Raw genomic sequence first — 21,497 nt, 5'->3', positions numbered from 1 at the left:
AAAAATATTTGCAATAGGTATTGACATTTTAGATTGTGCACAATATAATCATATCAAACCCGAACACAATTAAATTTTATATAATCGAAAAAATGGAGGTATAAACATGGGATTCTACGATTATTCAGTAACAGATAACCAGGGCAACGAAGTTAAGCTTGATCAGTTTAAGGGCAAGGTAGTACTTGTAGTAAACACAGCTACAGGATGTGGATTCACTCCTCACTATAAAGACATCGAAGAGATGTATGAAAAGTTCCATGACCAGGGATTTGAAGTTCTTGATATCCCTTGCAATCAGTTTGCAGGTCAGACTCCCGGAACAGATGAGGAGATTCATGAGTTCTGCCAGCTTCATTACAACACAAAGTTCCCACAGATGACAAAGTCAGATGTCAATGGAGAGAACCAGCTTCCACTTTATAAGTTCCTCAAAGAGCAGAAAGGTTTCGAAGGATTTGGAAAAGGACCTTCAGCTCTTGCAATGGGCGTAATGCTCAAGAAGATCGACAAGGATTACAAGAATAATCCTGATATCAAGTGGAACTTCACAAAGTTCGTTGTAGACAGAGACGGAAATGTTGTTGCACGTTTTGAGCCTACAGAGAAAATGGAAAATGTTGCTGCTTGCGTAGAAAAGCTCATGTAATGATAATAAAAAGCTGTGAAAATGAGAAATCATCTTCACAGCTTTTACTTTTTTAGAATTTGAATTTTTTACTACTCTTATTGAACTCACGTTTCCTTCTATTGTAGCGGACCCTGTCACTTTTACTGATTCCCTTGCGGCTGCGAACTGTTTTTGAGGAAGATGTTCCAATTATAGTCATGATAATGACAAAGACTGCAGCAACGATAAAGAGAATTTTTACATTTATATAGAAGGGCCTTATGGTTGGAGTATTTGTTTCGGCTGAGCTTTCGGAAACACTAAGGGAATAGCAGATCATAGCATTTCCAATGCCTACGTCGTGATAGGTGTAATTAACTTTGGCAATTCCCGTAGGATATTTAGCCCTTTCCTCATCACTCAAGTCGTAGGTAACTTCGTAGTCAGCTTCACTTATCTGAGATGTTTTGGGGAGCACTATAACACTGCTGTCGTCAAGTTTTAAAATCGTTCCTGATTTTCCAAAAACATCGTGATCAGATTCAAAGAAAAGAGAGTCATCCGGCATATAGCGTGTTTCTTCATTGGCAACATTAACCAGGTGGAAGTTATTAAATGCATAATCAAAAAGAGTAACCGTATCTGTAAACTGTGTGGGAGATTCCTCTTTGAATACGACACATACGAGTTTCATCCCATTTTTTTCAGCACAAGTCACAAGAGTCTCTCTGGCCTGATCTGTGTATCCTGTCTTACCGCCAACAATTCCCTCATAGGCTATTTCACCTGTGATAAGTTTGTGTTTGTTATTCAGATAAAAATCATCCGGCTGAGTAGAAGTGGGTTCAAAATGGTATCTGGGTGTATTTCCGACTTTACACAGCAGATCATTGTTGAAAAATTCTTTTGAAATAAGGGCCAGATCATAAACGCTGGTATAGTGGTTATCGTTTTGAAGTCCATTAGTGTTGGCAAAATGAGTATTGGTGCAACCAAGTTCTTTTGCTCTATCATTCATGAGAGTTACGAAATCGTCAATGCTGCCACTCACATGCTCTGCAACAGCGTTGGCGACTTCGTTAGCACTACCAACCATTATTCCATAGAGTGCCTGCTCCAAAGTAATCGACTCTCCAACATCCATTCCAATACTTGAACCATCGTTTGGAACACTAAAAACAGCATCGTGAGAGAATGTTATATTATCGTTTAAACTTGCATTTTCAACAGCCAGAAGACATGTCATTATCTTGGTTGTACTTGCGGGATACAGTTCTTCGTGGATGTTTTTAGCATAAAGAATAGTTCCTGTTTCAGCTTCCATTACAATTGCGGACTCAGCTGATACTTCAGGCCCTTCAGGCCAGTTTGCAATGTCGTTGCTCTGGATCGGAAGAGCCTTCCTTTCCTGGGCAAGGGCTGCGTAGTCAACAGTCTCTGCATCTGCCCTGACCGGGAGGGAAGTGACCATTATTAAAAAAGCTGTTGTGCAAAGAAAAGTCTTATATATAAAATTGTGTTTTTTCCTATTAAATAAATTATCCATAGTATGTAAATAATACAATATTTGAAGAAATATTAAAATCTCAAATAGCTAACTTTTCAACTTTCATCAAATGTTGTAAAATTCTCTTATAAGAATTACAGGTAGGATAAGGAATGCGCTTAAGAAACATCGCAGGATCCCGCGAGGTGATTGCTGATAGCAATTTTACTGTTAAGGATCCGGAGAAGAAAAAAGGTCTTTGGAAAAAAGAAATATTTGGCAATAATAATGAACTTCATATTGAAATTGGAATGGGAAAGGGCAGATTTCTTATGGATCTGGCGGCACTTAATCCCAATATCAATTATGTTGGAATAGAGAAATATTCAAGTGTACTTTTAAGAGCAATCCAAAAACAGGAACAGCTTTTTTTACCAAATGTTAAATTCATCCGAATGGATGCAGAAGATATAACGGAAGTATTTGCTCCGGCGGAAGTAGATAAGATTTATCTTAACTTCTCAGATCCTTGGCCTAAGGACAGACACGCAAAAAGGCGGCTTCCATCAAGGCAGTTCCTTGGAAGATACGACCAAATCTTAAAACCGGATGGTGTCGTAGAGTTCAAGACTGATAATAAGGATCTTTTTCAGTTCGCACTTGATGAGGTGGAACCTGCAGGCTGGAATTTAGATGCAGTAACATACGATCTTCATCATGACCCTGTTATGAATGAGGGCAATGTGATGACAGAGTATGAGGAGAAGTTCTCATCGCTAGGTAATCCAATTTACAAATATATTGTAAGCAGAAAGGGGATTAAATAATGGACTATAATTTAAACAGTCAGAACTTTGATGAGGAAGTATTGAAAAGCAAATTACCGGTTCTTGTTGATTTCTCTGCAGACTGGTGTGGCCCTTGCAAGATGATGGCACCACTTATCGATGAATTTGCTGATGAGTACGAAGGGGAGCTTAAGGTAGGAAAGATAAATGTAGATCAGTCACCTGATGTAGCTCAGAAATATAACGTTATGTCGATTCCAATGTTTGCATTCTTTAAGAATGGAGAGGTTATCGAGACAGCTGTTGGAGCATTAAATAAGGCAAAACTTCAGGGAATTATAGATAAGGTGCTGGCCTAAGGGTCAGCACTTTCTGTTAGGGGAGTAGAGTTCGGATTCAGGCGAGAGTACTGATCATTGGGAGAAACGTTTTGGGAGATAAGATTACTAATTTTTCTGATTATAAAAAAAGAGAAAATAGTGGCAATAAAGATATTAAAGCAGATGAGCCCAAGGATTTATTTGCCACAACAGAGATAAATAACATTGAGATAGAAGATCCTTATTCATTTTTTACAGCAGAAGAGCGAGAGGAGTTCCTTCGTGAGCAGGCCAAAAATCAGGCATCTAAACCTGAAGAGGAGCCAGAGGATAAGGAAGAAAAGCCTGGTCCAAGGCCTCGAAGAGAACGCGATTATCATGAGGATCGTGAAGAAGATGATTATGATGAGGAAGATGACGAGGACTATGATGAAGATGAAGAAGACGAAGAGGAATATGAAGATGAGGAAGAAGAATCTTCGGGTGGTATAACCCCGGAATTCCTTGTAAGAGTAGCATCCATTATAACCGGCGTTTTTATCCTTACAATGCTTGTATTTTTTGTAAAAGTGAAATTTATAGATAGATTTTTGGTTGATCCTGATACTCAGGAAACAGTTGTGACTGCGATTCCTGAGGGATATACATTAACAAATGACACGGTTACACTGACTGCAGATCTCAATCTTCGATCTGTGCCAAGTTCAGAAGATTCAAGCACTATCATAGCGATTGCCCAGAAAGGAACAACACTAAAGAGAGTAGCTGTAAGTAGTGATGGTAATTGGGCGCTTGTAGAGTATGAGAACACGCAGCTTTACGCTTCAATGAAGTATTTATCTACGCCTTGAGTGAAGCCATGTGTAAAACTTGTCCTCAGCTTCAGCAAGATTATTGCTTGAACGCGAGAACGAATCTGCATGTGACAGTACGTCTTCACTTGTAGTGCCTTTAGCGTAAGCGGCAATTTTATCTGCGCAGCTTGTTTCTAAAGACAGATAGTCCATGTTGATCAAAAGAGTATTATGTAGAGATTTTATAGATGAATATATGGCGGGGTATTTTTTTTGTACCAAAGCCATTTCATCTAATATCTGTTCTCTGCTTTGAAGGCAGAACAGAATATAGATCGATTCAACAATCTCAGTAGGCTCAATCTCGTCCTGATATGAGTTGTCCTCATAATCATCCTGAGTAGAATAATACTCACAGATCTCTTGAACAAGAGATCCTATTTTTGTGCTATCATATAGTTTTTGAAGTTCGTCAAATTTTTTTTCACTCATATTACTAGTATAACAAAAGAGGAAAAAATAATGAAGATTGGCATTTTTGATTCTGGTATAGGTGGCTTATCTGTTCTTCACGAAGCATATCATCAGTTGCCGGAACAAGAATTTATTTTTTATGCAGATACAGAACATGTTCCTTACGGATTAAAAACTAAGGAACAGATAATGGAATATGCGATTGAGATAACTGAATTTCTGTTAGGACAGGGGGTTGATGCTATAGTAATAGCTTGCAACACCGCTACCAGTGTGGCTGTAAAGGAACTTAGAAAGCGCTATAGCCTGCCAATACTGGGAATGGAACCAGCTGTAAAACCTGCTGTTGAAGGAACTGATAAAAAGCGTATAATGGTTATCGCTACGCCCGTTACGATCAGAGAAGATAAATTAAAAAATCTGCTTCACAGGGTAGATGAAGATCATAGAGTAGACCTTCTTCCGATGCCCAAACTTGTAGAGTTTGCAGAGAGAGAAGAGTTTGAATCAGAAGAAGTAAGAGAGTACATATACAGTCAGTTTTCTGAGTATGATAAGGATGACTATTCTGCTTTGGTACTGGGCTGTACGCATTTTAATTATTTCAAACCAATATACAGAGATTTTTTTGGACCAGATACACATCTTATAGATGGTAATTTTGGCACAATAAGGCATTTAGCGGATGTACTTAATATTCCCCTTTCATCTGCTCCAGATAAAGTGGTTTATTTTGAAGACTACCACAATATGTTGTGCGACACAAAAACAACATATTTTTTCTCCGGAAAGAACAATTCGGATGAGAAAATGCTGAAACACTTGTGCAGACTGCATAACAGGCTCGAAGATGTTCGAAAAATAAAATAAAAATTATCCTTGAATTAATCAAGATAATGTATTATTCTATTTATAGAACACAACATATAGTAGTAAATGATATTGCTGACATGTTTATTGCTTGAAAAATAAACATGTCTAATTTATGGAAAAAAAAGATAAAACAGGAATAAAAATAACAGAAGGGGGTTCTTATGAAGATCATTAAGAGAAGCGGCAAGGAAGTGTCTTTTGACGGTAATAAAATTCTTGCAGCTATCGAAAGAGCTAATAACGAGGTTACTGAAGAAAAAAGACTTACAGCAGGTCAGATAAGTGATATTGAGAGAGCTGTAGAGAAGCAGTGCGCGACCCTTACTCGTGCGGCAAGCGTTGAGGAAATCCAGGATATGGTAGAGGATGGACTCATGAGATCAGGTAAGCTTGATGTTGCGAGAAAATATATCACATATCGTTACAAGCATGCTCTTATCAGAAAGTCAAATACTACTGATGAACAGATCATGTCTCTTATTGAGTGCAGTAATGAAGAGGTAAAACAGGAAAACTCAAATAAGAATCCTACTGTTAACAGCGTGCAGAGAGACTACATGGCAGGCGAGGTTTCAAAGGATATAACAAGAAGATTCCTTCTTCCTGAAGACGTAGTAAAAGCACATGAAGAGGGCCTTATCCACTTCCATGACTCAGACTATTTTGCGCAGCATATGCACAACTGTTGTCTTGTAAACCTCGAGGATATGCTTCAGAACGGAACAGTTATTTCTGAAACAATGATTGAGAGACCAAAGAGCTTCTCAACTGCCTGCAATATTGCAACTCAGGCAATTGCTCAGATAGCAAGTTCACAGTATGGCGGGCAGAGTATTACTCTTTCTCACCTTGTACCTTTTGTTGATGTTTCAAGACAGAAATTCAGAAAAGAAGTAGCGCTTGAGTTTGAAACTGCCGGAATGAAGATCAACAAGAAGCAGGTAAATGAGATCGCAGAGATGCGAGTTAGAAAAGAAATAGAGAGAGGCTGCCAGGTAATACAGTATCAGGTAATAACCCTTATGACTACAAACGGTCAGGCTCCATTCATCACTGTATTTATGTACCTTGATGAGGTTCCGGAAGGTCAGGAGAGAGAAGACCTTGCTATGGTTATAGAGGAGATGCTCAAGCAGCGTATTCTTGGTGTTAAGAACGAGAAGGGACAGCTCATTACACCAGCATTCCCTAAACTTATTTACGTTCTTGATGAGGATAATATCCACGAGGATTCCAAGTATTGGTATCTGACAGAACTTGCAGCTAAGTGTACAGCAAAGAGACTTGTTCCTGATTACATTTCAGCCAAGAAGATGAAAGAATTAAAGGGCGGTGATGTATATCCTTGCATGGGATGCAGAAGCTTCCTTACACCTGATAACGAGAATGTAGCAGAAGGTCTTTGCAACAAAGATAATAAGGCACATGCTTTGAACTACAAAGAAGGCGATCACAAGTATTATGGTCGTTTCAATCAGGGTGTAGTTACAATCAACCTTGTTGACGTGGCATGTTCATCCAATAAGGATGAAGAGAAGTTCTGGCAGCTTATGGAGGAGAGAACAGAGCTCTGCAAACGAGCACTTATGTGCAGACATAACAGACTGCTTGGAACTCCTTCAGATGTAGCACCAATCCTTTGGCAGAACGGAGCATTGGCAAGACTTGCTAAGGGAGAGACAATTGATAAACTGCTTTTTGGCAACTACTCGACAATTTCTCTTGGATATGCCGGTCTTTGCGAATGTACAAAGTACATGAAGGGTGTATCTCACACAGATCCTAAAGGAAAAGACTTTGCTCTTAAGGTAATGCAGTTCCTTAATGACAAGTGTTCGAAGTGGAGAGCTGAAACAAATATATCTTTCTCACTTTATGGAACACCACTTGAGTCAACAACATACAAGTTTGCTAAATGCCTTCAGAAGAGATTTGGAATCATTCCTGAAGTAACAGATAAGAACTATATTACAAATAGCTATCACGTTCATGTAACAGAGCAGATTGATGCTTTCACAAAGCTTAAATTCGAATCTGAGTTCCAGGCTCTTTCACCTGGAGGAGCAATCAGCTATGTTGAAGTTCCTGATATGAACAACAATATCGAGGCAGTTATTTCAGTTATGAAGTACATCTATGACAACATTATGTACGCTGAGCTTAACACAAAGTCTGATTACTGCCAGTGTTGTGGTTACGACGGAGAGATCAAGATCGTTACTGATAAAGACGGAAAGCTTATTTGGGAGTGCCCTAACTGTGGAAACCGTGACCAGAACAAGATGAACGTAGCAAGACGTACATGTGGTTACATTGGAACACAGTTCTGGAACCAGGGACGTACACAGGAGATCAAAGAGCGAGTTCTTCATATGTCAAACCCTAAATGCAGTTAATACGAGTATGAAAAAGTTTATTATATAAAAAGTGAAGAGCCGGGAGAAATCCCGGCTTATCGCTTATCAGAGAGGTATATTATGAATTACGGGCAGATTATATATACAGATGTTGCAAATGGTATTGGGTGCAGGACATCTTTTTTTGTATCTGGTTGCACGCATCACTGTAAGGGATGCTTTAACGAGATGACCTGGGACTTTAATTATGGTGAGCCATATACAAAAGATATAGAGAACGAGATAGTAGAGTCCCTTAAGCCTGATTATATTAATGGCCTTACAATTCTTGGCGGGGAACCAATGGAAGTTGTTAATCAGAAAGAGGTAAGGCCCCTTCTGGAGAGGATAAAGAAGGAAGTTCCAAAGGCCACAATATGGATTTACTCCGGATACACATGGGAGGAACTAACTGATCCAAACAATAAAAGATGTCACGGGGAAGACACAGACGCCATTCTTTCCATGTTAGATGTATTGGTAGATGGTGAATTCATTTTGGATAAAAAAGATCTGATGCTCAGATTCAGAGGCTCCTCCAATCAGCGAGTCATTGATGTTCAGGAAACCTTAAAGAGCGGAAATATAGTTCTTTCTAAATACAATGACAGAGATGAATCAAGAAAAGCATGACAAGAACCTATACTTTCTTGCGAGTGGCATAAGAGTTATGCTTGATAGTGACATTGCTGTATATTTTGGCGTCGAAACAGGTGCATTAAACAGGGCTAGGAAGCGTAATATAAAGCGTTTCCCAGAAAGCTTTTGTTTTCAGCTTACGGATGAAGAGGTATCGAGATGCCAATCTGTCATCTCGATGCAGACCGAGGGCAAAAAAGGTGGTAGAACATATAACCCTTATGTGTATTCTGAACAGGGCGTGGCAATGCTTACGTCAGTGCTACACACTGATGTTGCAATACAGGCCAGCATAGGAATAATTGAGGCATTTGTTGAAATGTCACATTATATAAGACAGAATCAGCAGTTGCTACCTTATGAGGATCTTAAGAGCCTGGAATTAAGACAACATCAATTGTCTGATAGGATGGAAAACATTGAAAAGAACATGGTAACAAAATCAGAACTATCAGATCTTATGAAGCTCTTTGAGAGTGGAATTACTGATGATGAAATTCTTATTCTCAATGGCGAACCGTTTAAAGCGGATTTGGCGTATCAAAAGATTTATAAGAAAGCCAAGTCTAATCTGATTATTGTTGATGATTATATTGGGACTAAGACATTACAGCATTTGACCCATGTAAAATCTGGAGTAGATATAACAATTATCACTGACAATAAGGGTTATGCAGCTCACAAGAAACAAGAGTTCAATGACTTTATGACAGAATATCCATCAATGAAGAGAAGCTTTATTAAGACAGCAAATAAGTGCCACGATAGATATATCGCTACAGATTACGGTAAGAATTCAATGAAGATGTATCATTGTGGTGCCAGCAGTAAGGACGCAGGCAATAAGATAACTACAATTACTGAGATAAACGAGATGGATAACTTTAAGGATATGATTAAAGATCTTTTATTGAATCCACAGTTAAAGCTGAAATAGTTGATAGTATTATAATATGCACATGAAGCTCTTATAATTATTTATAAGGGCTCCTTTTTTCAATCGTCCTTTTAACGTTTATATTTCATAAGAACGCTCGTCCAAAACCTGGATATAAACATAGAGGACTTTGAAATGTACAGTAAAGCACGGAGAAAAAGCAATCTCAAAGTTTCTAATATGGAAGCATATCACTAAAAAATCTGAACATGATGGAGAAGAAGACCATGAAAAAATGTTTATGAAATCAGCTTGTTTTTTTAAAGCTTCTCAAGTAGAACCAACAATTTAATAATTGACTAAGCAGTCACAGACGGGAATTTATCACAGAAATCCTTTTGGTAGTGGCTGCTTTTTCGCCAGGAGAGCCGAGCCTGGCCCATCTCCTGGAACGCTCCCCCCAAACGCGTCGCAGAGGACGGGAAAATTAAGTGCGCCGTGATAAGATTTGGGAAACCCCGCTCCCCTCTAAAGATGCGCCCCTTCCCCAAGCCCTTTCCAATGAAATTTAAGCAGGGTATATTTATTATAGAAATGACCACGACTTATAAGGAAAGATGGGATTGATATGAGCGAATATTTTTGCAAATACTGTAGAGAAGAAGATGAGGACACCATGGAAGATATGATCTTTGAGGAAGTTCTTAATTTTGAAGTTTGGGGAGATCTTAAGGTTGATGTACACGTATATTCAGATACGAAATCAATGGTTTTAGATATTAACAGAGTTAACACAGTTGTCGGGATAAGAGTCTAATAGGGAAATTGAGAGAAAAGTAAGAATCAATTACTGCCCGTTTTGTGGTAAAAAACTTTAATAGAAGTCTGGTATTATAAATTGATTTACTTCCCAAAAAATTGTAAACTTTAGGAAGTAAATAAAAAGGGAAACAAATATGAGGAAATTTGACTATTCATTTTTAAAAAAAGGTATACCTGGAAATATAGTCGGTACTATAGGCATAATTTCGGATCTTAATGCGAAAAATCAGATACGAAAAATGCAGTATGAACAGGCTTTTGAAGAACTCAGAAAAAAGGCAATAATTGAATCTGTAATAGGTAGTAATGAAATTGAAGGTATCGTTACTACAGAAGAAAGAATAAAGGATCTGATTGAAGGTGCAACACCTGTTACTCATGATGAAAAAGAAATCTTAGGGTATAAAGACGCATTGAATCTTATTCATACTGAAAACAAAAATCTCGATGTTTCTAGAGATGTTATTCTTATGTTCCATAGAATGATGGAAGAAAACGTTAATCCTATCGAAGCAGGGAACTTTAAATCTAGAGATAATCTGATTATGGAGTATATGCCAGACGGAAGCAGAAGGGTAAGATTTAATCCAGTAAAAGCAAATGAGACAGAACAGGCAATAGAACAATTACTTCTTGCTTATTATGACGCTAGACAGGACATGGAAATACCAGTTTTGTTTTTGATACCTTGTTTTATAGTGGATTTCTTATGTATACACCCATTTCTTGATGGAAATGGAAGAGTGTCGCGACTTCTGACAGTACTTATGCTATATATAGCGGGATATGATATAGGAAAATATATTTCTGTAGAAAATCAGATAAATGAATATAAAGAAAGCTATTATGCTGCGCTTGAGCAATCATCTGACGGTTGGCATGATAATAAAAATGATTATACACCTTTCATAGTCAATTTTCTTCAGATACTATATAAATGTTTTAAAGAGCTTGATGAATCATTTATGGATATTTCGCTTAAAAAGGCAAAAAAATCAGAGAGAGTTGAAGCTGTCTTGATGGGTGCAGTTGTACCGATATCCAAAGCAGATATCGAAGGAAAGCTCCCAGATGTCAGTGTTAAAACAATAGAACTTGTTCTTAATAAAATGCTAAAGGATGAAAAAATCGAGAAAATCGGAAGTTATAGAAATGCTAGATACATGAAGAAAAGGTAATGAATGCAATTAAAAACTAACATGATAATAATTTTTTTAAGGGAGATTGTAGGGGTGAATATTAAAAAAATTGATAAATGTGCAAATTGTGGCGCTGAGATTCAAATACATGAGGGTCAGGAAAGAGCATTTTGCCAATATTGCGGTGCTGAATATTTTATAGAAAAAGATAAGCCTGGATTAACAGAGGCTGCATTTTCTTATCTTAACAAAGTTGGTGAACGAAGACAGGATGAATTAAGAAGAAAAGAAGAAGCAAAAGAACGCGAAAAAATCCGTCAAAGACATGATAGCAATAGGGCAATATTGATATTAGCGGGAATAGCTGTATTTTGTTTTATTTTTTCATTTCTTTTTGGAGATAAAAGTACGGAATCAATAGACAAAGAAATCAATGAAAATGCAGCTACATCTGTGACTGAAAACAACATAAATGAAACGAATAAAAAATCAAAAGATGGTTTTGTAACATCAACAAATCAGAAACAGCACGTTGGAATATATGATTTTTATGTCCCTTTATATTACAAAACTAATATAGCTGAAAGTGACAGGTATAGTGCATATGCAGAAACAGACGGTAAAGTGGTTATGTTACAATGCAACTCGATTGCTGATAATGAAACCGTTGATCTGGATTGGTTTAAAGATGAAGAAAATGCAAAGGAGTATGCAGAATCATTTTTGACATCTGTTTCTGGGGGAGAGTTTATAGAGGGATCTATAAAGAAATTTGGAGGAACAGAAGGTTATCTTTTAAAATATAAAATGTCTCCTAATGATATCCCTGGAATTGGCTGGGTGTTCATTTTCCCCTCTATAAAGGATAATAACTGGGTCTCTGTGGTATTGGGACAGACCGATAACTCAGAATATGACTATTATAGTGACTATGAAAAGATTATTTCTTCATTTCAGATAAATGATGAAGTTGGTGTAGAGGCTTCGGAGAAGGAAACCACACAAGAACCAGCGGAAGATATGGACGTATCTTTTGATAAAGAGATGGCTTTGAGAGCGTTTGTTGTTGCAGTTACAAACGCATTTTCTGCTGATATTTTCACAGCAGATGGCAGTACTGTTGATATAAGTAAACTACATAGTTATTCAGATACCAACTGTGAGTTCTATTTTAACATAGTTTCAAAAGGAGAGTGGATCCCATCAGATGAAAATACCTGGCATGGTTATGATATTAAGTTAAGGCCGTGCAGCGGAGCATCTCAAGCGGTAATAAATGATGGAGTATGTAATGTCACATTTGATGGAACTAACTATATTGTAAAAGATTTAAGAGGAGTGTTGGCAATATTCGGCCAAGAAGAATATGGAACAAAACTATCAACTATAGAGGATTGGTCAGATGCTGACACATACTTAGTTATACCGCAGAAACTTATTGAAAAAGACAGATAATAGTTGTGAGGTGAGAAAGAAATATGAGAACGTATAGTGCAGAGCAGATTTTGAATTTTGATAAAAAGAAAATCTCGAGTTTTTCTAGAGAAGAATTAAATGAAATAAGAGAGATAATAAGCCCGATATCTGTTAGAGGTGATGTGGATCCTGCAAAAGGAAGAGCAGCACGTCGCGTAGTCGACATGATTGATGATGAAATTAGTAAAATTGATTGGAAAAATAAGGAAATAGGTTATCCAAAACACAGTGAAGGTGGATGGTACCTATAAAAATAATCACAATAAAATATGGGAGACTATGTGAATTATGAGTTTAGAATCAATGAAATGTCCAGAGTGTGGAGCACAATTGCACTTTAGTGAAGACCAGGATTTTTGTTTTTGCAGTCATTGCGGTACTCAAGTAAGAAAGAACTCTAATAATAGTATTAAAATTCAAAAAACAATTATTAACAGAGATGAAGCTAAGATTTTGGAAGCAGAAAATAAAATCAAAGAATTTGAGTATAGAGAAAGAATGCAGAAAAGAAAATTTAAAATGATTTTGATAATAGCAGCCATTATTGCTATCGCTATTATTGCGGTTATTATTGGAGTGATTATGTTGTATCATACTTTTGGAAGGGAAAGCTTTACAAGAGGTGTGGCTATTGCAGTTTTTTCTATAATAATGATTGCTATGTTTTGGTCACTAGGAACGATTTCATATCCAAATAGTAAAAAATAAGATAATATTGTAATACACATGAATATTTTTACTGATATAAACATTTTTCATATGCGATATCAATGATATTTTCTTTGAGTTACAAGTTTTTTTGAAGATATTATTTTGTTTTGCGGATATTTTCAAATAATCCCGAGTTTGAGTGCGAGTTTATTTATGCATGGTAACAAATTTTTCGAAAGGAGAATGTTATCATGCTATGATCAGGCGGAAAAAGAGGTACAGGACCTTCATCAGCGAACAAAGGAAGGTCTTTATATGTGTAGTAAACCATAAATCCACAAGTGCCCATACCTTTGGATAGAGCGATTTAGTATGAGCAATAGAGACAGTTAATATAAAATAAAAGCCCTGTTTTCTGTTCTGAATAAGCATGAAAGAAAACAGGGCGCATTATTTTATATTTACTGTGTCTTTGCGAATACTCCGAGATCTATCCGAAGGTATGGGCGCTTCTGGATTTTATGCCACTCGCAAGAAAGTATAGTTTTATACAATGTAAAAGAAGACTGTTGGGGACAGTCTTCTTTTTGTGTTAGAGGTTTTTATAAAGGAAATACGTTATGGCGAACGTAAATCGGCTTATTAAGTATCAGCTCTCAGCTGATGATGCAATGATACATTAATATTGCATGCTATGTAAGTGCTTACATGATACAAAAAGTGGAAAAAATGAACGACTCCAAACATTCAGTATTTGCAAGATTTACAAGATGTAAGCACTTTCATTTTCGGCGCTCACGATTTATGATTTAAAATATAGTAAGGAGGGCATTTGATATGGGAGAAAAAAATTTTGATCTGATAACACTTGGCGAGATAATGCTTAGATTATCACCGCCTAATTATGAGAGAATGACAAGAGGCGATGTTTTTGATAAAAGAGCCGGTGGCTCAGAGCTTAATGTTGCTTCCGGAGTTGCTCTCTTGGGACTTCGTACCGGCGTTATTTCCAAACTTCCACAGAATGCGCTGGGAACATTCATCAAGAACAGGATTAGATTTGAGGGTGTTTCTGATGACTATCTTATCTATGATGAATCAGATGATGCCAGACTTGGAATCTACTACTATGAGAATGGCGCAGCACCACGTAAGCCTTCTATTGTATATGACAGAAAGAATTCTTCTATGACAAAGATCTCTTTAGAAGAGATCCCTGAGGATGTTTATACATCAACAAGAATGTTCCACACCAGTGGAATTACACTTGCGCTTAATAAGAACACATGCGAGGTTACAACAGAACTTATTAAGAGATTTAAAAAAGGCGGAGCCCTAGTTTCTTTTGACTGCAATTACAGAGCTAATCTTTGGAGCGAGGAAGAGGCAAGAGCAGCCATTAAGCACATATTGCCATATGTAGATATTCTCTTTGTTTCTGAGGAGACATCACGCCGAATGATGCAAAAAGATGGCGACCTTGCAGACATCATGAAGAGCTACACAACTGAGTATCCTGTTAAGGTAGTATGCACAACTCAGAGAGAAGTAATCAGTCCTAGAAAACATAACTTTACTTCTACAATATACGATGCACGAAAGGATAAGTTCTACACAGAGCAGCCTTATAAGGACATCGACGTTATCGACAGAATTGGTTCAGGTGATGCATATGTATCAGGTGTTCTCTATGGACTTCTTAAGTACGATGATGTAGAAAAAGCCCTTGAATACGGCAATGCTACATCCAGTGTAAAGAACACAATTCCCGGAGATCTGCCTGCAAGTGACCTTAGAGAAATTGACAGTATTATCAAGAATCATAAAGCAGTTGGTCCTACAAGTGAGCTTAACAGATAACTTGACAATGAAGTTAAATCTTAATAAAATCATTTTTAAACATATTTATAGACGTTGAAGAGGAATAGTAGTTTAGCAAAGCGTTTCAGAGAGAGAGCGGTTGGTGCGAGCTCTTACGATAGCTAAGTGAACCTGCCTTGGAGTCCTGTGTGAAAACATTTTTGCGATGGTGCGTAAACACAGCGTTTCCCGCGTTAAGGGTGTCAATGAAGTGAAATCTGCTAATTGGATGCAGATTTAAATAGGGTGGTACCGCCGACTAGCCTTCGGTCCCTGTTTATAGGGATGCGAAGGCTTTTTTCATTATTTTTCGTATCCACTTCATAGATTAAAAGGAGAAAGAAAAATGGCAGACAACAAGAAACTTGTAGCTGAGATCACATCTATGGATGAGGATTTCACACAATGGTACACAGACGTATGTATCAAGGCTGACCTGGTCAGCTATTCCAACATTAAAGGATGCATGGTAATCAAGCCTGCAGGATACGCAATCTGGGAGCTTATTCAGAAACACCTTGATGCAAGATTTAAGGAGACAGGAGTTCAGAATGCATACCTTCCAATGTTCATTCCTGAGTCACTTCTTCAGAAGGAGAAGGATCACGTTGAAGGATTCGCTCCTGAAGTAGCATGGGTTACACATGGCGGACTTGAGCCACTTGCAGAGAGATACTGTGTAAGACCTACATCAGAAACTCTTTTCTGTGACTATTACAAGGGAGAGATTCATTCATATAAAGACCTTCCACAGGTATTAAACCAGTGGTGCAGCGTTGTTCGTTGGGAAAAAGAGACAAGACCTTTCCTTAGAAGCAGAGAGTTCCTCTGGCAGGAAGGACACACAGCTCACGCAACATTCGAAGAGGCTGAAGAGCGTACACAGCAGATGCTTAATGTATACGCTGATTTCCTTGAGAACGATATGGCTATTCCTGTTATCAAGGGTCAGAAGACTGATAAAGAGAAGTTTGCAGGAGCTGAGGCTACATATACAGTAGAGGCTCTTATGCATGATGGCAGAGCGCTTCAGAGTGCTACAAGCCATAACTTCGGTGATGGATTTGCCAAGGCATTTGGAATCCAGTATGCAGGAAAAGATAACCAGCTTCATTATGTAAACCAGACATCATGGGGACTTACAACACGTACAATCGGAGCTATGATCATGGTTCACGGAGACAACTCAGGACTTGTAGTACCTCCTAAGATCGCTCCAATCCAGGTTGTTGTTATTCCTATTCAGCAGAAGAAGGAAGGCGTTTTAGATGCAGCTTACGATATCGCAAAGAGCCTTTCAGCATTCAGAGTAAAGACAGACGATACAGACAGAACTCCCGGTTACAAGTTCTCTGAGCAGGAGATGAGAGGTATCCCGGTTCGTATCGAGATCGGACCAAAGGATCTTGAAGCTGGAAAGTGCGTACTTGTTCGTCGTGACACAAGAGAAAAGATCGAATGTGCTATAAGCGATGTACCTGCAAAGGTAGGCGAGCTCCTTGATCAGATCCAGAAGGATATGTTCGACAGAGCTAAAAAGCACCTTGAGGCACACACATTTGCTGCACACAACAAAGAAGAGTTTGAGGAAGCCTTCAAAGAGACAAAGGGCTTTGTAAAAGCTATGTGGTGTGGATGCCGCGAGTGTGAGGATAAGATCAAAGAAGATTATAACGTAACCAGCCGTTGTATCCCATTTGAGCAGGAAAAACTTTCAGAAACCTGCGTGGTTTGTGGAAAACCTGCTACAAAGATGGTTTATTGGGGAAGAGCATATTAATCCGGGGAGAAACTATGCTGGAAATAAGCGTAAAAAAACAGGGTGGAGATTATTCTACTATTACAGAGGCTATACAGGCAGCAACATATGAAGAGAAGAATGTAATACGCATTGGAGAGGGAACATTCAGGGAAAAGATTTTCTGTGAAAAGTCAGATATAACTTTCATCGGAGAAGGCATTGATAAGACAATCATTGAGTTTGACGATGGTGCCTTTGAAGAGATGGAAGATGGCTCCAAGCGTGGTACATTCCGCACAGCAACAGCCTTTTTTGGAGGCAAAAGAGTTGTTGTAAAAAACATGACCATAAAGAACACTGTTGGAGATGGTTATACACATGGTCAGGCACTTGCTGTTTATGCCGATGCAGATGAGTGTTATTTTGAAAATGTGAAGATGACTGGTTGCCAGGATACACTGTTCTGCGCGCCGCTTCCACTTACTGAGAGACAAAAAAATGGCTTTATGGGACCAAGAGTTTTAAATCCCAGAAAAAAGACAAAACAGTATTACAAAAACTGTGAGATCTACGGTGATGTGGACTTTATTTTTGGCGGAGCGGATGCAGTATTTGATGACTGCTTCATTCAGTGCAATAACAGAAAGCTTCAGCCTCATGGTGAAGACAAGGGCGAAAGATTCATAAATGGTTATATCACAGCAGCCTGTGGAAGTAAGGATGATCTTGGCTTTGTATTCAGGAACTGCACTGTAAAAGGTGAAGATGGCTGCGATGAAGCTTCAGTATTTCTTGGAAGACCCTGGAGAGATGAGGCGAAGACAGTATTTCTTGACTGCAAGATGGATAAGACAGTTGCTCCTGAGCGTTTTTCAGGCTGGGGTGGCATCACTAAAGATGAGCTGGCAGTAACATACGGAGAGTACAATTCCAGAGATATTGCAGATGACAGCGAGATCTCTTTATCCCGGAAAAATAGCTGGATAATGGATATAGACAGTGATAAATACAAAGACCTTAGGAATAAGGCAGACCAGATTGTAAAACTGTTTAATTGATCTATAAGTAAAAATGAGCATACAGGATTAGGCTGATCTTGTATGCTTATTTTTTATCTTTTCATCATATGAGAATAATACTTTCTTTTATAATCGTACATTTTCTTGTCGGCAAGCATGAATGCCGCGTGGGCTTCATTTTCTGAAGTCTCTGAACGGAAGGCATAGCCATAGGAGACACTGTGGTTGATCTCAGGATCGCTTTCATCGAGATCTAACAGTTTCTTATCAAGCTGTTGAAGAAGTGAATCTATGGTTGCCTTATCTGTAGTACTTGTAATAACAAGAAATTCATCGCCGCCAATTCTGTAGCAGGTTCCTATAGAATTAAATGTTGTATAAAGAGCATTGGCAAAAGACTTTAAAAGTCTGTCTCCTGCAGGGTGGCCTGCGTTGTCATTTACCTCTTTAAGCCCATTAAGATCAAGACTTATCAAACAGAAATCATCACCAGTTTTGTCCAGTTCAGCCATTTTTTCATCACTTTTAACTCGGTTAAAGAGGCCTGTAAGGGTGTCCTCAAAAGCAATCTGCGAAAGAGAAGCATATTCTTTTCTCTGAGCAAAAGAATGAGTCATGAAAATAAAGTAGTTAAGGAGCTGCGTAATCACAAAGAATATCGAACCTGTCGGGATCGAGATAGTTGCCAAAAAACTCTGCCTGTAATCAACAAGTTTCATGGAAAGTGCAATTCCAACATATAAAACAAGGCACATACTAAGGACAAATAACCCAAGCATTATGATGTTTACAGAGGCATTTCTTTTGCGGCTGCGAATGTCTGACCAAACATAATAAAGAAAAATCAGTATCCCGGCAAAGGACAGTATATAATATGGATAGATAAAGTGGTTTATATGTACCAGTCCCAGTATATGAAGGAGAATAAACAACACGGAGAAGCCAAGGGTTGAAAAGCCCATTATTTTAAGTATTGTATTATCCTGCCGCTTGTGCAGCTCGTTAAGCAAAAGATAGATACAAGGTATTATGAGGTAAATCGAGCCGTAAGATATAAGTGTCGCTGCGGATTTATTTATCATAAAACCGGATACGTCAAAGGCAGTAATAATCCAAAAACCCAACAATACGCAGATTATAGAGCTGATGATCTGCACTTTTACACCGGAAGTTCTGAGGTAAAAGGTAAGAGAAATAACTAAAAATACCTGTCCAAAAAGAATCAGAAAAACTCCGGTAAACAACGGGAACAAAGCATCATACATAAGCTGCCTTGCCAGATCATCAAAGCTTCCTATTGAGGGACTTACCATATCCACTCGTGTGCTGTTTTCTGTAACATAGAGCTTAATGCATATTTTTTTTCCAACATAGTCTTCTCCGAGGGGAACCATGTTGTAGCCCGTGCCGACAAACCTGTTGGAATCAAGTGCATCCAGGTCTGTAGCTTCAATAAGCTCATCATTAAGAAAAACTTCGTAAGCACAGAACTGAGTCTTGAAAAAAAGATAAGGAAAATTACATTCCAGATCCTGAAGAGGTTTGTTCATGTTAAGAGTAATAATGTCACCTCTTGAAAAAGTGTATCCAATCTGGTCACTAAGACGTTCAAGGTTAGTGTTGATATAGCGCTGCCCCCTGTACATTACGACCCAGCCGTTTTCAAGAGTTTCTATTTTTGATTGGGGAGTGATCTTGAAAAACTGGAGTGAGAAGACTGTAATCAGTACCAGTATTGCAATTGCGAGTCCCAAAAAGGATAGAAGTTTACGCATTTTCTACCTCCTTTCGGTTGTCATTTCTGTGTTCTTTTTTCATTTCATACATTCTGGAGTCAGCAAGCATATATACCTCGCTGGCGAGTCCGTTCGGAACTTCATAGCTATAAGCATATCCATAAGAAGTGCTGTATTGGAAGGACTGTTCTTTACTGTTCCACTCGGCGATTATATTGTAAAGTTCATGAATTCTCTTTGTACAATTGAGCGCGTGTTCGTCAGTCATTACAACGATGAACTCGTCTCCGCCCATTCTTCCTATAAGATTGGCATCCCAGAAGCACTCGGAGAGAATAGTTGCAAAACCGACGATAAGTCGGTCCCCTTCATGGTGGCCAAGAGTATCATTTATCTGCTTTAGCTTGTTTAGGTCGAGACTCACGATAGTATAAGTACCGCGGTCCGCTGAAAGAATTGCCATTACCTGCTCACAACGAGCTCTGTTGGCCAGACCTGTCAGAGCATCGGTGTAAGCAAGATTGACGATATGACTTTGCATGGTTTCAAAATTACTGCTGTAAATATTGTAGTAAAGATAACTGATAAGAAGACAAGACACAAAGATCAGAGCACCTATTGTTGTTATGGTTATATTAGAATTGGTCTCACCAGCAGCAGAAAAGTACTTGTTATAGTTGTAGTTCACAATATCTACCAGGGAGGCAATCATGAAGATTGACAACCCTAATAGGAATATGGAGTCAGACAAAAGAAACTTTTTATCTGAAGAGGCTTTTTTATTGATAAGATTTTTGGCTATAAGGTACATAGCAATAAAGCTTTCGATGGCTGCTAAAGTGTGCAGAGGCATCGTAAAGTCAGTAAAACGAACAGCCTGTGAAATGTGAAGAATAATTATTATGAAGAATAAAGTCAGGTTTGTGATAAACATGCAGCGGAAAAGCTGTTTCTTTTTACCCGAAAAGACCGACATTAAATAGCCCAATATACAGGTCGGGATATTGTAAAGTGAGACATATTCACAAATAGTGTTTATAGTCGGATTCCCAATCAGAAGGTCTATGAGGCCGTAATAGGACATAATATAAAATCCCAGCAAAAGGGAAATAAATCCGCTAAAGACAAGCCTGGTGTCATTATTGTGGTAAAACAAAAGATAAGGTGAAAGAATAATAAGTAAAAAACCAAGAGAGATTAGGAAAAGACCTGATAAAATACTAAGTCTATTCACAATGATACCACCGACAAAAGTGTCTTTTCTTTCGCCTATGTAAAATGAAGATAAACCTGAAAATGCAGAAGCCTTTGCACCTGTTAGAGATATTTTTAAAGTTTTACCGCTGTACTCTCTTTTTAATGGAATAGCACTGTGGGTCTTGGGGACAGTTCTGCCATCTTCATAGGCTTCATGTCCAAAGGAATAGATTACTTCATCATCTATACTGACCTCAATAAGTGAGTGGATTGCATAAAAAGAAAGACAAGGATCTGCGTAATCAGTAATAGAGGGTAAAATAGTTGTCAGTTCAACAACATCACCCTCATTTATTACGCCAATATTTGTCTTGGATGGATTATGTGAATCAAATACGTTGCCATTTAACGAAATTTGCCAGTTATCATTAAGATCAATAATAGAATTAATAAAGGGAGTTTCAATATTGGAAAAAGACCCCATGAGGATAAGCATGGCAAATAGAAGGGCAAAAGCTGCGGCAACGAATAGTTTACGGTCATATTTGTACTTCATTTTGTGTCCTCTTGATATAAGACAAGTATATAACCAACCGTCG

Annotated in this window: 20 protein-coding genes and 1 other annotated feature; of the genes, 16 read left to right on the top strand and 4 right to left on the bottom strand. The window is 38.2% G+C overall.

Going from position 1 to position 21,497, the window contains the following annotated elements; translation table 11 throughout:
• Positions 1–106: 106 nt before the first annotated feature.
• Positions 107–649, top strand: coding sequence for a glutathione peroxidase (locus BM146_RS07920; protein ID WP_074886947.1), 543 nt, complete (start codon positions 107–109; stop codon positions 647–649).
• Between the two features lie 52 nt (positions 650–701).
• Here BM146_RS07920 and BM146_RS07915 read toward each other — a convergent pair whose 3' ends face one another.
• A complete protein-coding gene (locus tag BM146_RS07915; protein WP_143087451.1) occupies positions 702–2,156 on the bottom strand; it encodes a D-alanyl-D-alanine carboxypeptidase family protein in 1,455 nt (484 codons plus the stop codon).
• Between the two features lie 113 nt (positions 2,157–2,269).
• On the opposite strand from BM146_RS07915, the gene trmB reads away from it, so the two are divergent.
• The 3 genes from trmB (at position 2,270) to BM146_RS07900 (ending at position 4,055) form a co-directional block, all read left to right on the top strand.
• Complete coding sequence (gene trmB, locus BM146_RS07910; RefSeq protein WP_074886943.1) at positions 2,270–2,923, top strand: tRNA (guanosine(46)-N7)-methyltransferase TrmB; 654 nt, start codon at positions 2,270–2,272, stop codon at positions 2,921–2,923.
• On the top strand, positions 2,923–3,243 hold the full coding sequence (gene trxA / locus BM146_RS07905) for a thioredoxin (protein WP_074886939.1): 321 nt from the start codon (positions 2,923–2,925) through the stop codon (positions 3,241–3,243). The genes trmB and trxA overlap by 1 nt, the downstream gene beginning before the upstream one ends.
• 71 nt (positions 3,244–3,314) lie before the next feature.
• The gene (locus BM146_RS07900) at positions 3,315–4,055 is read left to right on the top strand and encodes an SH3 domain-containing protein (protein ID WP_074886937.1); all 741 of its coding nucleotides are present in this window, start codon (positions 3,315–3,317) and stop codon (positions 4,053–4,055) included.
• Here BM146_RS07900 and BM146_RS07895 read toward each other — a convergent pair.
• A complete protein-coding gene (locus BM146_RS07895) occupies positions 4,041–4,490 on the bottom strand; it encodes a hypothetical protein (protein WP_074886934.1) in 450 nt (149 codons plus the stop codon). The genes BM146_RS07900 and BM146_RS07895 overlap by 15 nt on opposite strands.
• A 30-nt stretch (positions 4,491–4,520) precedes the next feature.
• Between BM146_RS07895 and murI the strand changes: the two genes are divergently transcribed.
• From murI to BM146_RS07835, 12 genes are all read left to right on the top strand, one after another.
• Positions 4,521–5,342, top strand: a complete 822-nt coding sequence (gene murI, locus BM146_RS07890) for a glutamate racemase (protein ID WP_074886931.1) — start codon at positions 4,521–4,523, stop codon at positions 5,340–5,342.
• Between the two features lie 164 nt (positions 5,343–5,506).
• The gene (nrdD, locus tag BM146_RS07885; protein WP_074886927.1) at positions 5,507–7,741 is read left to right on the top strand and encodes an anaerobic ribonucleoside-triphosphate reductase; all 2,235 of its coding nucleotides are present in this window, start codon (positions 5,507–5,509) and stop codon (positions 7,739–7,741) included.
• Positions 7,742–7,822: 81 nt separating this feature from the next.
• On the top strand, positions 7,823–8,374 hold the full coding sequence (gene nrdG, locus BM146_RS07880) for an anaerobic ribonucleoside-triphosphate reductase activating protein (RefSeq protein ID WP_074886924.1): 552 nt from the start codon (positions 7,823–7,825) through the stop codon (positions 8,372–8,374).
• The gene (locus BM146_RS07875) at positions 8,355–9,317 is read left to right on the top strand and encodes an ORF6N domain-containing protein (protein ID WP_242949365.1); all 963 of its coding nucleotides are present in this window, start codon (positions 8,355–8,357) and stop codon (positions 9,315–9,317) included. Before nrdG ends, BM146_RS07875 begins: the two co-directional genes overlap by 20 nt.
• Positions 9,318–9,885: 568 nt before the next feature.
• Positions 9,886–10,074 carry a hypothetical protein gene (locus tag BM146_RS07870; protein ID WP_074886918.1) on the top strand — a complete coding sequence of 63 codons (189 nt, stop codon included), beginning with the start codon at positions 9,886–9,888 and terminating at the stop codon, positions 10,072–10,074.
• A 139-nt stretch (positions 10,075–10,213) separates the two neighbouring features.
• Positions 10,214–11,257 carry a Fic family protein gene (locus BM146_RS07865; protein WP_074886915.1) on the top strand — a complete coding sequence of 348 codons (1,044 nt, stop codon included), beginning with the start codon at positions 10,214–10,216 and terminating at the stop codon, positions 11,255–11,257.
• A 3-nt stretch (positions 11,258–11,260) separates the two neighbouring features.
• Positions 11,261–12,673: a TFIIB-type zinc ribbon-containing protein gene (locus BM146_RS07860; RefSeq protein ID WP_143087450.1), complete on the top strand. Its 1,413-nt coding sequence runs from the start codon at positions 11,261–11,263 to the stop codon at positions 12,671–12,673.
• A gap of 23 nt (positions 12,674–12,696) precedes the next feature.
• A complete protein-coding gene (locus tag BM146_RS07855; RefSeq protein WP_074886909.1) occupies positions 12,697–12,945 on the top strand; it encodes a hypothetical protein in 249 nt (82 codons plus the stop codon).
• A gap of 37 nt (positions 12,946–12,982) precedes the next feature.
• Positions 12,983–13,402, top strand: coding sequence for a TFIIB-type zinc ribbon-containing protein (locus tag BM146_RS07850; RefSeq protein ID WP_074886906.1), 420 nt, complete (start codon positions 12,983–12,985; stop codon positions 13,400–13,402).
• 780 nt (positions 13,403–14,182) lie between these two features.
• On the top strand, positions 14,183–15,205 hold the full coding sequence (locus BM146_RS07845) for a sugar kinase (protein ID WP_074886903.1): 1,023 nt from the start codon (positions 14,183–14,185) through the stop codon (positions 15,203–15,205).
• A gap of 45 nt (positions 15,206–15,250) precedes the next feature.
• Positions 15,251–15,483: a binding site (T-box leader), on the top strand.
• A gap of 68 nt (positions 15,484–15,551) precedes the next feature.
• The gene (gene proS, locus BM146_RS07840; protein WP_074886900.1) at positions 15,552–16,985 is read left to right on the top strand and encodes a proline--tRNA ligase; all 1,434 of its coding nucleotides are present in this window, start codon (positions 15,552–15,554) and stop codon (positions 16,983–16,985) included.
• A 14-nt stretch (positions 16,986–16,999) separates the two neighbouring features.
• Positions 17,000–18,004, top strand: a complete 1,005-nt coding sequence (locus BM146_RS07835; RefSeq protein WP_074886895.1) for a pectinesterase family protein — start codon at positions 17,000–17,002, stop codon at positions 18,002–18,004.
• A 53-nt stretch (positions 18,005–18,057) separates the two neighbouring features.
• Here BM146_RS07835 and BM146_RS07830 read toward each other — a convergent pair whose 3' ends face one another.
• Both BM146_RS07830 and BM146_RS07825 read right to left on the bottom strand, forming a co-directional pair.
• On the bottom strand, positions 18,058–19,740 hold the full coding sequence (locus BM146_RS07830; protein ID WP_074886892.1) for a GGDEF domain-containing protein: 1,683 nt from the start codon (positions 19,738–19,740) through the stop codon (positions 18,058–18,060).
• Positions 19,733–21,454: a GGDEF domain-containing protein gene (locus tag BM146_RS07825; RefSeq protein ID WP_074886889.1), complete on the bottom strand. Its 1,722-nt coding sequence runs from the start codon at positions 21,452–21,454 to the stop codon at positions 19,733–19,735. The genes BM146_RS07830 and BM146_RS07825 overlap by 8 nt, the downstream gene beginning before the upstream one ends.
• Between the last annotated feature and the right edge of the window lie 43 nt (positions 21,455–21,497).

Source organism: Butyrivibrio proteoclasticus (assembly GCF_900115735.1).
In the GTDB taxonomy this organism is placed as follows: domain Bacteria; phylum Bacillota; class Clostridia; order Lachnospirales; family Lachnospiraceae; genus Butyrivibrio; species Butyrivibrio proteoclasticus_B.
The sequence above is the reverse complement of the archived record's forward strand: the minus strand, read 5'-3'. Positions and strand labels throughout refer to the sequence as shown.

What these genes read in the sequence shown, in the direction of transcription:
- BM146_RS07865 (WP_074886915.1), top strand. Translation starts at nt 10,214, where the DNA reads ATGAGGAAATTTGACTATTCATTTTTAAAAAAAGGTATACCTGGAAAT.
- BM146_RS07830 (WP_074886892.1), bottom strand. Translation starts at nt 19,740, where the DNA reads ATGCGTAAACTTCTATCCTTTTTGGGACTCGCAATTGCAATACTGGTA.
- BM146_RS07895 (WP_074886934.1), bottom strand. Translation starts at nt 4,490, where the DNA reads ATGAGTGAAAAAAAATTTGACGAACTTCAAAAACTATATGATAGCACA.
- nrdG (WP_074886924.1), top strand. Translation starts at nt 7,823, where the DNA reads ATGAATTACGGGCAGATTATATATACAGATGTTGCAAATGGTATTGGG.
- trxA (WP_074886939.1), top strand. Translation starts at nt 2,923, where the DNA reads ATGGACTATAATTTAAACAGTCAGAACTTTGATGAGGAAGTATTGAAA.
- BM146_RS07850 (WP_074886906.1), top strand. Translation starts at nt 12,983, where the DNA reads ATGAGTTTAGAATCAATGAAATGTCCAGAGTGTGGAGCACAATTGCAC.
- BM146_RS07845 (WP_074886903.1), top strand. Translation starts at nt 14,183, where the DNA reads ATGGGAGAAAAAAATTTTGATCTGATAACACTTGGCGAGATAATGCTT.
- trmB (WP_074886943.1), top strand. Translation starts at nt 2,270, where the DNA reads ATGCGCTTAAGAAACATCGCAGGATCCCGCGAGGTGATTGCTGATAGC.
- murI (WP_074886931.1), top strand. Translation starts at nt 4,521, where the DNA reads ATGAAGATTGGCATTTTTGATTCTGGTATAGGTGGCTTATCTGTTCTT.
- BM146_RS07875 (WP_242949365.1), top strand. Translation starts at nt 8,355, where the DNA reads ATGAATCAAGAAAAGCATGACAAGAACCTATACTTTCTTGCGAGTGGC.
- BM146_RS07915 (WP_143087451.1), bottom strand. Translation starts at nt 2,156, where the DNA reads ATGGATAATTTATTTAATAGGAAAAAACACAATTTTATATATAAGACT.
- BM146_RS07835 (WP_074886895.1), top strand. Translation starts at nt 17,000, where the DNA reads ATGCTGGAAATAAGCGTAAAAAAACAGGGTGGAGATTATTCTACTATT.
- BM146_RS07920 (WP_074886947.1), top strand. Translation starts at nt 107, where the DNA reads ATGGGATTCTACGATTATTCAGTAACAGATAACCAGGGCAACGAAGTT.
- BM146_RS07860 (WP_143087450.1), top strand. Translation starts at nt 11,261, where the DNA reads ATGCAATTAAAAACTAACATGATAATAATTTTTTTAAGGGAGATTGTA.
- BM146_RS07825 (WP_074886889.1), bottom strand. Translation starts at nt 21,454, where the DNA reads ATGAAGTACAAATATGACCGTAAACTATTCGTTGCCGCAGCTTTTGCC.
- nrdD (WP_074886927.1), top strand. Translation starts at nt 5,507, where the DNA reads ATGAAGATCATTAAGAGAAGCGGCAAGGAAGTGTCTTTTGACGGTAAT.
- BM146_RS07870 (WP_074886918.1), top strand. Translation starts at nt 9,886, where the DNA reads ATGAGCGAATATTTTTGCAAATACTGTAGAGAAGAAGATGAGGACACC.
- proS (WP_074886900.1), top strand. Translation starts at nt 15,552, where the DNA reads ATGGCAGACAACAAGAAACTTGTAGCTGAGATCACATCTATGGATGAG.
- BM146_RS07855 (WP_074886909.1), top strand. Translation starts at nt 12,697, where the DNA reads ATGAGAACGTATAGTGCAGAGCAGATTTTGAATTTTGATAAAAAGAAA.